Origin of the sequence: Sphingomonas sp. CCH9-E2 (genome assembly GCF_001557215.1) — a bacterium.
In the GTDB taxonomy this organism is placed as follows: Bacteria; Pseudomonadota; Alphaproteobacteria; order Sphingomonadales; family Sphingomonadaceae; genus Sphingomonas.
In genome coordinates this window covers 1-10,521 of the sequence record NZ_LSJM01000378.1, presented here as the reverse complement: position 1 = coordinate 10,521, position 10,521 = coordinate 1, and the positions used below count along the sequence as shown (strand labels likewise).

General features: G+C 66.6%; 10 protein-coding genes and 1 pseudogene. 6 read left to right on the top strand and 5 right to left on the bottom strand.

The window, feature by feature from the left end:
• Together AX681_RS17445 and AX681_RS17440 are read right to left on the bottom strand one after the other, a co-directional pair.
• On the bottom strand, positions 1–202 hold a 202-nt coding region (locus AX681_RS17445), incomplete at its 3' end, for a SapC family protein (protein ID WP_197424317.1).
• Positions 203–232: 30 nt separating this feature from the next.
• Complete coding sequence (locus AX681_RS17440) at positions 233–1,693, bottom strand: FAD-binding oxidoreductase (RefSeq protein ID WP_066659322.1); 1,461 nt, start codon at positions 1,691–1,693, stop codon at positions 233–235.
• 78 nt (positions 1,694–1,771) lie between these two features.
• Between AX681_RS17440 and AX681_RS17435 the strand changes: the two genes are divergently transcribed.
• The 5 genes from AX681_RS17435 (at position 1,772) to AX681_RS17415 (ending at position 7,164) form a co-directional block, all read left to right on the top strand.
• Positions 1,772–2,257, top strand: a complete 486-nt coding sequence (locus tag AX681_RS17435) for a hypothetical protein (protein ID WP_066659319.1) — start codon at positions 1,772–1,774, stop codon at positions 2,255–2,257.
• An 88-nt stretch (positions 2,258–2,345) separates the two neighbouring features.
• A complete protein-coding gene (locus AX681_RS17430; RefSeq protein ID WP_066659318.1) occupies positions 2,346–3,755 on the top strand; it encodes a DEAD/DEAH box helicase in 1,410 nt (469 codons plus the stop codon).
• On the top strand, positions 3,752–3,955 hold the full coding sequence (locus tag AX681_RS17425) for a DUF1289 domain-containing protein (protein WP_197421887.1): 204 nt from the start codon (positions 3,752–3,754) through the stop codon (positions 3,953–3,955). The genes AX681_RS17430 and AX681_RS17425 overlap by 4 nt, the downstream gene beginning before the upstream one ends.
• A gap of 103 nt (positions 3,956–4,058) precedes the next feature.
• Entirely contained in the window at positions 4,059–4,616 is a 558-nt protein-coding gene (locus tag AX681_RS17420) for a biliverdin-producing heme oxygenase (protein ID WP_156442698.1), read from the top strand.
• The gene (locus tag AX681_RS17415) at positions 4,591–7,164 is read left to right on the top strand and encodes an HWE histidine kinase domain-containing protein (protein ID WP_082737921.1); all 2,574 of its coding nucleotides are present in this window, start codon (positions 4,591–4,593) and stop codon (positions 7,162–7,164) included. The genes AX681_RS17420 and AX681_RS17415 overlap by 26 nt, the downstream gene beginning before the upstream one ends.
• Here AX681_RS17415 and AX681_RS17410 read toward each other — a convergent pair.
• Together AX681_RS17410 and AX681_RS17405 are read right to left on the bottom strand one after the other, a co-directional pair.
• Positions 7,161–8,027 carry an S-methyl-5'-thioadenosine phosphorylase gene (locus AX681_RS17410; protein WP_066659313.1) on the bottom strand — a complete coding sequence of 289 codons (867 nt, stop codon included), beginning with the start codon at positions 8,025–8,027 and terminating at the stop codon, positions 7,161–7,163. The genes AX681_RS17415 and AX681_RS17410 overlap by 4 nt on opposite strands.
• Positions 8,024–9,436 (bottom strand): amino acid permease, encoded by a 1,413-nt coding sequence (locus AX681_RS17405; RefSeq protein WP_066682554.1) that lies wholly within the window; start codon positions 9,434–9,436, stop codon positions 8,024–8,026. The genes AX681_RS17410 and AX681_RS17405 overlap by 4 nt, the downstream gene beginning before the upstream one ends.
• A 112-nt stretch (positions 9,437–9,548) precedes the next feature.
• Here AX681_RS17405 and AX681_RS17400 point away from each other — a divergent pair, with 112 nt between their 5' ends.
• Complete coding sequence (locus AX681_RS17400; RefSeq protein ID WP_066658428.1) at positions 9,549–10,058, top strand: rhodanese-like domain-containing protein; 510 nt, start codon at positions 9,549–9,551, stop codon at positions 10,056–10,058.
• Positions 10,059–10,210: 152 nt separating this feature from the next.
• On the opposite strand, the pseudogene AX681_RS22635 reads toward AX681_RS17400, so the two are convergent.
• Positions 10,211–10,521, bottom strand: a pseudogene (locus tag AX681_RS22635) (Isoquinoline 1-oxidoreductase subunit); the annotation flags it as partial.

Below are 10,521 nucleotides of genomic sequence, written 5' to 3'. Positions count from 1 at the left end.
CGTCACCCGCCGAGAACACGATCGGCATGTAACGCTGGACCAGCGGGAATTCCTCGACGGTCAGCGGCACCGCGTGCTGCTTGCCCAGGAACGGTGCCGTGGTGGCCGGACGGATACGGAAATTGCCATGCATCTCGCTCGAGAGCGGGAGAAGGTCGTTGTAGAAAACGGGAAGACCCTGTGCTTGCGGCGCGCTGGCCATGAAATTCTCCTGGAGTTAGGTGTGCGCGGTCTATTGGTCGGCGCGCGCGGGCGCAAGCGTAACCAGTTTCCCCGGATTGAACAGATTGTCCGGATCGAAGGCACGCTTGATCGCGGCGAGGGCATGCATGCGCGCGGGCGACGACAGTCGCGCCAGTTCATCGCGCTTCATCTGGCCAATCCCATGCTCGGCCGAGATCGAACCGCCCGCCGCAACCACCAGATCATGGACAAACGGACTGATTCGCGCCGAATTTTCCACAGCCCATTCGCGATCCGCGCCCGCGGGGGCGCGGACATGGAAATGGACATTGCCGTCGCCGAGATGCCCGAACGCCCCTGCGCTCGTCCCCGGAAACGCCGCCTCGACCGCCGCCGCGCCGTCGATCATGAAATCGGGCATCGCTGCGACCGGGACCGAAATGTCGTGCTGTAGCGCCGGTCCGCTCGCGCGCTCGGCCTCCGAAATCGAATCGCGCAGCTTCCACAATGCTTCGGCCTGAGTCTCGCTCGCGGCGATCGCCGCGTCGCGAATCAGTCCGCGTTCCAATCCCATGGCCAGCAGCCGCTCGAGCGTTTCGGCTGGCGGTTCGGCTGCCGCATCGCTGGCCACCGCTTCGATCAGCACATGCCAGGGATACGGCCCCGCCAGCGGATCGCGGGTGCCGGGAATATGCTCCAGCACCAGCGCCAGCGAATGCGCGGGCACGATCTCGAAGCTTTCGATCGAATCGCTCGCCGCCTCGCACAGCCGCAGCAGATCGAGCGCGGCGTGCGGCGAGTCGACGCCGACCCAGCCGACCGCCCGCGCCGCCACCGCCGGGACCAGCTTCAAAGTGACCGCAGTGATCACGCCGAGCGTCCCCTCCGCCCCGACCAGCAATTGGTTGAGATCATATCCGCGATTGTCTTTTTTGAGCGGCGCGAGCCCATCATGGATGCTCCCATCGGGCAGCACCGCTTCGACCCCCAGCACCAGCGCGCGCATCGTGCCGAAGCGCAGCACCTGCGTCCCCCCGGCGTTGGTCGATGTCAGCCCGCCGATCGTGGCACTGCCCTTGGCCCCCAGGGTGAGCGGAAAGCGCTGTCCCTGCGCCAAAGCGGCGTCGTGCAGGTCGGACAGGATCACCCCGGCCTCCGCCACCGCGAGTCCGGCATCGGGATCGATCCGGCGAATGGCGTTCATCCGCCGCAGCGACAGGATCGCCGCGCTGCCATCGGCCGGCGGCGTCGCGCCCCCGACCATTGACGTGTTCCCCCCCTGTGGCACCAGCGGCACGCGATGCGCCGCGGCCAGCGCGACGATTGCGGCGACATCGTGCGTCGATCGTGGCTGCAGCAACAGCGTCGATGCGCCATGATAGCGCCCGCGCCAATCGGTCAGCCAGGGCGCGATCAGATCCGGATCGGTCACCACCGCGTCTTCACCGATGCGCGCGCGCAGGGCGGCGGCGAAGGTGTGGAGCTCGGCAGCAGGGTCAGGTGCAATCATGGCCGCGCGCTACCATGACGGGACACCGGCGGGCAATTCATCCACTGTTCAACCCTGTTGTGTATAGGGCATTACGTTATGGTGAAGCTGCCGATCGTCCCCCTGTTTGCTGCGCTGGTGCTGCCGCTCGCCGCGTCGGGGCAGAGCAAGCCGCAGCCGTCGCCAACCTATGCGCCGCCGACTCGGCTGGCGCAGGTACGCATTCAGCAGCATATCGTGATCCGCGTGCCGCGGCCCGAGGCTGTGCGCCGCACCGCCGCACCCGCTCCGGCCCCGCTGCCCCCGATCGCCTGGGTCGAAAAGCGCACCGATGACTGCGTCGCGGTGGACTCGCTGTCGGGTGCGGCCATCATCCGGTCCGACAGCGTCGACCTGGTCCTCGCCGGAGGGCGGCGCGTCCGGGCGAAGCTGGGCAATGAATGTCCGGCACTCGATTTCTACGCCGGCTTCTATCTGAAGCCGAACAAGGACGGCAAAGTCTGTGCAAAACGCGACGCATTCCGCTCGCGCGCGGGCGGCGAATGCCGAATCCGGTCTTTCCGCGCGCTGACCCCCGAACGCTGACCAGCCTTTACCTTGACTTTTCGCGCCGTTTCCCGGACAGGGCCTCAGTTTACGTAGAGGGGCGCGCCCCCGTTTTCCGGACATCTGAATGAGCTTTGCCGATCTCGGCCTCTCTGACGAATTGCTGAAGGCCGTCACAGAGGCCGGCTATTCCGAACCCACGCCGATCCAGCGCCAGGCGATCCCGTCGGTGCTGATGATGCGCGACCTGATCGGGATCGCGCAAACCGGCACGGGCAAGACCGCCAGCTTCGTGCTGCCGATGATCGACGTGCTCGCCGAAGGGCGCAGCCGCGCGCGCATGCCGCGCAGCCTGATCCTGGAACCGACCCGCGAACTCGCGGCGCAGGTGGCCGAGAATTTCGAGAAATACGGCACCCATCACAAGCTCAGCATGGCGCTGCTCATCGGCGGCGTGCAGATGGGCGATCAGGTCAAGGCGCTGGAAAAGGGCGTCGACGTCCTCATCGCCACCCCCGGCCGCCTGATGGACCTGTTCGAACGCGGCAAGATCCTGCTGACCGGGTGCAACCTGCTGGTGATCGACGAGGCCGACCGGATGCTCGACATGGGGTTCATCCCCGATATCGAGACGATCTGTTCGAAGCTGCCCGCGAACCGTCAGACCCTGTTGTTCTCGGCGACGATGCCGCCGCCGATCAAGAAGCTGGCCGACAAGTTCCTGTCGAACCCCAAGACGATCGAAGTCGCACGCCCGGCTTCGACCAACACCAACATCACCCAGCGGCTCGTGCCCGCGCCGTCGAGCGCGTTCGCCAAGCGCGACCTGCTCCGCCGCCTGCTGCGCACCGAAGATGTCCGCACCGCGATCATCTTCTGCAATCGCAAGACGACGGTCCGCGAACTCAACAAGAGCCTGCGCAAGCATGGCTTCCGCTCGGCCGAAATCCATGGCGACATGGACCAGTCGTCGCGCATCGCCGAGCTCGACCGGTTCAAGGCGGGTGACGTCAACATCCTCGTCGCGTCCGACGTCGCGGCACGCGGGCTCGACATCAAGGGCGTGAGCCACGTCTTCAACTTCGACGCACCCTGGCACCCGGACGACTATGTCCACCGCATCGGCCGCACCGGTCGCGCGGGCGCGACCGGCACCGCCTATACGCTGGTGACCAGCGCCGACGCCGAGGCGATCGAGAATATCGAAAAGCTGCAGGGTCAGAAGATCGAACGGATCGCCGCCCTGCCCGAGGACGAAGCGGAAGAACCGAAAAAGCCGCGCGGCCGCAAGGCCCGGCCGGAATCGGAGCCGGCTGCCGCAGTCGAGGCACCGCGCGAAGCAACGCGCGCGCCGAAGCAACGCGAAGACCGCCCCCGTGACGATCGTCCCCGCGACGACCGCCCGCGCGGCCGCCGTGACGATCGCCCCCGCCGCGACCAGCGCTACGAGGCCCGCGACGACGGCCCCGACGCCAAGGATGACGGCGGCTGGAACGGCCCGATCCCGGACTTCCTGAACTTCACGATCCCTGCGTGACGACCGCGTTGGACGAGGAAGATTTCCTCGCCTTCACCCCGGTGCCGGGCGTTTCCAGCCCGTGCATCGGCGTCTGCCGCCTGAACGACGACGATGTCTGCACCGGCTGTCACCGCACGCTCGACGAGATTGCGGAATGGTCGAACGTCAGCGATGATCGCCGCCGAGCAATTCTGGACTCCATTGCGGCGCGCAGCTGACGGTACCCCGAAGCCGCCGCGCGGCCTGGCGCTCGCGCAGGGTCATTCCGCCGGGGAAACAATGGCTTGTTGCGCGCGCCGGGTTTCGCCACAAGCAAGGCCGATGACCCGAACCGTAACTGCCCGGAGCCTGTTGCGCACCGCGACTGCATCCGCGCATGACCGGGTGGACGCGGCATTCGGCACCTTCGACCTGAGCGATCGCGGCGATTATCGCGCCTTTCTGATCGCTCAGGCCGGCCCCCTGCTGACGGCGGAAGCGGCGGTCGACACGTTCGGTTCCTCCGCACTGTTGCCCGACTGGCCCGAACGGCGGCGCTCCGACCTGATCCGCGCCGACCTTGCGGATTTCGATGCCCCCGCCCCGCAGCCTGAGCCGTTCGCCATCCACTCCAACGCCGCCGCGTTGGGCGTCATCTATGTGCTCGAAGGGTCGCGGCTGGGCGGGGCATTGCTAGCCCGTAACGTTCCGATGGACCTTCCAGCCCGGTTCATTCGTTGCGCCCCCGCGCCGAAACGCTGGCAGGGATTGATCGAGGTGTTGGACCATCACCTCGTCGCGCCCGATCAGCGGGAGGTGGCAGCAGACGCTGCATGCGCAGTCTTCGACCTGTTCTGGCGAAGCGCGCGGCAGCATGGAAGGATTTCTGTCGTTGAATGATCCGCATCCCGTCGATCTCACCAATTGCGATCGCGAGCCCATCCACATCCTCGGTGCGATCCAGCCGATCGGATTTCTGATCGCGCTGACCGCCGACTGGATCGTCGCGCGCGCCTCAGCCAACCTCCCCGAGTTTCTGCGGCTCTATCCCGAACAGATCATCGGCCATCCGCTCGCGGAGTTCCTTGCCGCCCCGGTGGTCCACGACCTGCGCAACCGCACCGCCATGTTGCGCGGACCGGACTCGATCGAGCGCCTGTTCGATACCGAACTGGTTCCCGGTGCGGGGTCCTACGACCTCGCGATCCATATGTCCGGCGGACAGATCATCATCGAGGGCCAACGTTCGACCGGCGAAGTCGGCGACGTCACCGGGATGGTGCGGTCGATGATCGCGCGGCTCGATCAGTGCATCGACATGTTGTCCTTCTACCGCGAAGGCGCGCGACAGGTGCGCGCGCTGACCGGCTACGACCGCGTCATGGTCTATCGCTTTGCCGCCGACGGCTCGGGCGAAGTGGTGGCAGAGGCGTGCAAGCCCGGTATCGGCCGCTTCCTCGGCCTGCATTATCCCGCCAGCGACATTCCGGCCCAGGCGCGCGTGCTCTATACCCGCAACCTGCTGCGCGTGATCGCCGACATCAACGCCACTCCGGTGCCGATCGTCCCCGACCTCGACGAAAAGGGTGAGCCGCTCGACCTGTCGCTGTCGCTGCTGCGCTCGGTCTCACCGATCCATATCGAATATCTGCGCAACATGGGCGTCGATGCGTCGATGTCGATCTCGATCATCGTCGATGGCAAGCTGTGGGGCCTGTTCGCCTGCCACCATTACGCCCCGCGCCACCCCAGTTTCGAGCGGCGATCGATCTCCGAACTGTTTGCGCAGATGTTTTCGATGCGCCTCGAAAGCCGCGAGCGGCAGCAGACGGTGGAGTTCGAACGCCGCGCGCGCGATATTTCCGACCAGCTGCTCGGCGCGGTCGCGTCGGACGAGACGCTGCTGCGCGATCCCGACTGGCTCGCCGACATCCTCACCAACGCCATTCCTGCCGATGGCGTGGGGGTGTGGCTCAATGGCAGCTACGCCTTTTCGGGCGTGACGCCGCCGACCGACGACTTTCGGCGGATCGTGCGCGCGCTCAACGCGACGGCGGCGGGCAAGGTGTTCGCGACCGACCATATCGGATCGCTGGTCGTCGATGCCGAAAGCTTTTCGGGCAGCGCCGCCGGCTTGCTGGCGATCCCGATCTCCCGCTCGCCGCGCGATTACGTCATCCTGTTTCGCAGCGAGATGATCCAGTCGATCCGCTGGGCGGGCGATCCGCACAAGCCGGTCGAATATGGCCCCAATGGTCCGCGCCTGTCGCCGCGTGCGAGCTTCGAGGAGTGGAAGGAGCTGGTCCGCGGCCGATCGAAGCCGTTCACCGCGTCCGAACTGCGCGTTGCCGAAACCCTGCGCGCGACGTTGATCGAAGTCGTGCTGCGCCTCGCGGATGAAGCCAGCGCCGAGCGCCAGCGTGCGGGAGCGCGGCAGGAAGTACTGATCGCCGAACTCAACCACCGCGTGCGCAACATCCTCGGCCTCATCCGCGGCCTGATCCGTCAGGCCCAGCCCGAGGAACCGGCGGTGCGCGATTTCGTGAAGGTGGTCGATGGCCGCATCCATGCGCTCGCCCGCGCACACAACCAGATTACCGAGGATCACTGGGGCCCGGCCTGGCTTCAGGCGCTGATCGACGCCGAATCCGCCGCCTTTGTCGAGGAAGGCGACCGCATCATCAGCGCGGGTGAGCCGGTGATGCTCAACCCCCAGGCCTATTCGACCATGGCGCTGGTGCTGCACGAGCTTGTCACCAACTCGAGCAAATATGGCAGCCTGTCGGTCCCTGGCGGCACGGTGCAGCTGAGCTGGGAATGCAATGCCCGTGGCGATCTGTTGCTGCAGTGGCGCGACATTGACGGCCCGCCGGTCAAGCCGCCCTCGCGCCGGGGCTTTGGCACGACGATCATCGAACGCTCGGTCCCATACGACCTCGGCGGCGAAGCGGTGGTGCGCTATGCCGAAGCCGGGTTCGAGGCCGATTTCTGCATCCCCGCGCGCCATGTGTCGAAGCCGCGCGAGGGCGGTGCGCCGCTCGTGCGCTTCCCGCGTGCCGCGCCGGGCCATCGCGATGAGCCGCCCGCCGACCTGCTCAAGGATCAGCGCCTGATGCTGGTCGAAGACAGCCTGATCATCGCGCTGGATGCCGAGGATATCGCGACCCGGCTGGGCGCGCTCGACGTGATGACTGCCGCGTCGGTCGATGCCGCGCTCGACCTGATTGCCATGCAGCCGCCGACGGTGGCGATCCTCGACATCAATCTCGGCAGCACGACCAGCTTTGCCATTGCCGACGCGCTGCTCGAACGCCGCATCCCGTTCATGTTCGCCACCGGCTATGGCGAACAGGCGCAATTCCCCGACCAGCATCGCGGGCGTCCGGTGGTGCAGAAGCCCTATACGATGGAGAATATCGCCCGCGCGCTGGCGGATATGCTGGATTAGCCCAGTACCCGCCCCGCAACTGCGTCCAGCCGTGCCAGCAGCTCAGGGTCGCGCATCTGCGGCGCGGTGATCAGCGCGGTGTCGAGGCAGGTGTCGATCGGCGACGCACCCCGCTCGTCCGGCAGTGCACGCAGCAGGGTCAGCACCATCGCGCGCGCCTTTTCGGCGTTGCTCGACAGCTGCGCGATCACCTGCGCGACATCGACCGCCGCCTCTTCCTCGCGCCAGCAATCATAGTCGGTGACCATCGCCACCATCGCGAACGGCAGTTCCGCCTCGCGCGCCAGCTTCGCCTCGGGCATCGCGGTCATGCCGATCACGTGGCACCCCCAGCTGCGATAGAGCTGGCTTTCGGCACGGGTCGAGAATTGCGGCCCCTCCATCACCAGACAGGTTCCGCCGCGATGCACAGTTGCGCCCGCTGACTCGGCCGCATCGCCGGCCAGCGCGGACAGGCGCGGGCATACCGGATCGGCCATCGAGACATGCGCCACCATACCGGTGCCGAAGAAGCTCGACGGACGCCCCTTGGTCCGGTCGATGAACTGGTCGACGATGGTGAACGTCCCCGGCGCGCGCTCTTCCTGCAGCCCGCCGACCGACGACACCGACAGCACATCGGTGACGCCCAGCCGCTTGAGGCAATCGATATTGGCGCGCGCGTTCAGCTCCGACGGGCTGATCCGGTGGCCGCGCCCGTGGCGGGGCAGGAACGAAACGCGGACGTGGCCCAACCGCCCGGTGAAGATCGCGTCCGACGGCTCGCCCCAGGGCGAGTCGACCTCGACCCACTGCCCGTCCTCGATCCCGGCGACATCGTACAGCCCCGACCCGCCAATGATCCCGATATGCCAACCGCTCATGCAATCCCCTGTTTGCTGACCTTCGGCCGCGCATAGGCGAAGTAAATGACAACCCCGAGCAGGTTCCAATAGAGGAAGTACAGCTGGGTCTTGGTCGGCAGGCTGAAGAACAGATATGCGCAGCCGAGCACGGCGATTGTCCCGACCAGCCCCCACAGCGGCGTGCGGAACTTGCGCGGCATGTCGGGCGCACGACGGCGCAGCACCATCATGCAGATCGCGACCGCCGCGAAAGCCACCAGCGTCCCGGCATTGGCAAGCGCGGCGATCTCGTCGATCGGCAACAGCCCGGCGATCACGCTGACGATCACTGCAGTAAAGACCGTGATCCGCACCGGCGCACCGCGCGACGAGACCTTGGCCAGCTCAATCGGCAGCATCCCGTCGCGTGCCATGGTGAAGAAGATGCGGCTCTGTCCGAACAGAAAGCCGAGCAGCACCGTCGGCAGCGCGATGATCGCCGATACCGCGAGGAAGGTGGCAAAGCCCGGCCGCCCCAGCTCGCGCAGGATCAGCGCCAACGGCTCGGGGCTGTTGGCGAACTGCGTGTAGGACAGTGCGCCCACGGCCGCGACCGCGACCAGCATATAGATCGCGACACAGGCCACCATCGATCCGACGATGCCGATGGCGAGATCGCGGCCCGGATTCTTGGTCTCCTCCGCCGCCGTCGAGATCGCGTCGAAGCCGTAAAAGGCGAAGAAGATGATCGCCGCCGCCGCCATCACCCCGCGCTCGACCCCGTCCGCCGATACGCTCTTGGCAAAACCGAACGGCGCGAAGGGTTCGAAATTGGCACCGTTGAAATAGGGCAAAGCAACCGCGACGAACACCGCCAGCGCGACGATCTTGACGATCACCAGCCCGGCATTGAGCGTCGCGCTCTCGCGCGTGCCGAGACACAGCAGCCCGGCGACGATCGCGATGATCACAATCGCGGGGATGTTGACGATCCCGTCGGCGTGCGGCCCGGCCATCAACTCCATCGGGACGCCCGCCCAGCTTTGCAGCAGCGGCGCGGCATAGCCCGACCAGCCGACCGCGACCGCGCTGACGACCAGCGAATATTCCAGGATCAGCGACCAGCCGACCACCCAGGCGATGATCTCACCCAGCACGGCATAGCTGTAGCTGTACGCGCTGCCCGACGCCGGCATCATCGTCGACATTTCTGCATAAGCGAGCGCCGCGGCGGCGCAGATCGCGCCGGCTATGACGAAGGACAGGATCACCGCGGGCCCGGCCTTGCCCGCCCCTACACCGATCAGCGTCAGGATGCCCGTGCCGACGATGGCGCCGATGCCGAGCGCGATCAGATGCGGCCAGGACAGGGTCGCGGCCAGCCGGTGTTCGGGCGCGTGATCCTCGGCGCCCTTCACGCTCTTCGTGCGAAACAATCCATTGGCCATGCGATCCCCCTGTCTTTTCCAACGGGTGCGACGTAGACGCGCGCAGGTCAACGGTTCATGCCGCGGACATGCGACAAGGTGCATCGTTGCGCCAGCACAACGGAGATCGGCCATGCACCGCCGCCTGTTCCTGACGACCATCGGCGCGACCGCCGCAACGCCCGCGCTGGCGCAGCGCAAGCGGCCGCCCGAGCCCAATCCGCAAATCGATTATGGCGGGTTCGAGCGGCTGACCGGGGATGTCCGCCGCTTGCGCGCGGGGCGACTCGTGCCCTTCGCCCGCTTCCGGCAACTGGCCGCGTCAGACGGTGCGCTGTTGCTCGACGCGCGCTCGGAAACCGCGTTTCGGGAGGGGCATATCCGGGGCGCGACCAACCTGCCGCTGCCCGACTTCAACGCAGAGTCGCTGCATGCCATGATCGGCGCGCCGGGGCGGATGATCCTGATCTACTGCAACAATAATTTCTCGAACCACCAGCGCCCGGTGCCGGTCAAGGCCGCCCCGCTCGCGCTCAATATCCAGACATTCATCAACCTCGTCGGCTACGGCTACACCAACGTCTGGGAACTCGCCGACGTGGTCGATTTCAACGATCCCAAGGTGGATTGGGTGAACGGCTGACGCTTACCGCTTTGTCACCCCGGCCTTGTGCCGGGGTCCACTGTGCCTCACGCCCGGCGCTGGAGCCTCTTACTTCGCGCCTCGTCTCCCGGTGGACCCCGGCACAAGGCCGGGGTGACGAATGGAATTATGATTCCGGCAGCCTTACGCAACTAGGCCGGACACTTCGCCCCGCTGTCGATCCACGCTTTGGTCAGCGCGCCGAACTCGGCCTGCGTCCCCGGCGCGGGCGTGCGCCCCGGCCCGGGGTTCCAGCCCCAGCCGACCAGCGTGTCGCTCGCATTATGCTCGTGAATCTGCGCCAGCGTCTTGCCGCCATTGCGCTTGTGGTCCTTCAGCTGCTCGCAAATCTCGCGCAGCGACTTGCCCTCCCACGCCATCGATTTGGGCGCGAGGTGCCACAGCGGATGCCCCGGAATGCTGCCCTTGCCATCGGCAAAGGCGACGTTGCGCAGGCCGTGAC

Coding starts and splice junctions, on each gene's coding strand:
- AX681_RS17440 (WP_066659322.1), bottom strand. CDS start 1,693: ATGATTGCACCTGACCCTGCTGCCGAGCTCCACACCTTCGCCGCCGCC.
- AX681_RS17435 (WP_066659319.1), top strand. CDS start 1,772: ATGGTGAAGCTGCCGATCGTCCCCCTGTTTGCTGCGCTGGTGCTGCCG.
- AX681_RS17430 (WP_066659318.1), top strand. CDS start 2,346: ATGAGCTTTGCCGATCTCGGCCTCTCTGACGAATTGCTGAAGGCCGTC.
- AX681_RS17420 (WP_156442698.1), top strand. CDS start 4,059: ATGACCCGAACCGTAACTGCCCGGAGCCTGTTGCGCACCGCGACTGCA.
- AX681_RS17415 (WP_082737921.1), top strand. CDS start 4,591: ATGGAAGGATTTCTGTCGTTGAATGATCCGCATCCCGTCGATCTCACC.
- AX681_RS17410 (WP_066659313.1), bottom strand. CDS start 8,027: ATGAGCGGTTGGCATATCGGGATCATTGGCGGGTCGGGGCTGTACGAT.
- AX681_RS17405 (WP_066682554.1), bottom strand. CDS start 9,436: ATGGCCAATGGATTGTTTCGCACGAAGAGCGTGAAGGGCGCCGAGGAT.
- AX681_RS17400 (WP_066658428.1), top strand. CDS start 9,549: ATGCACCGCCGCCTGTTCCTGACGACCATCGGCGCGACCGCCGCAACG.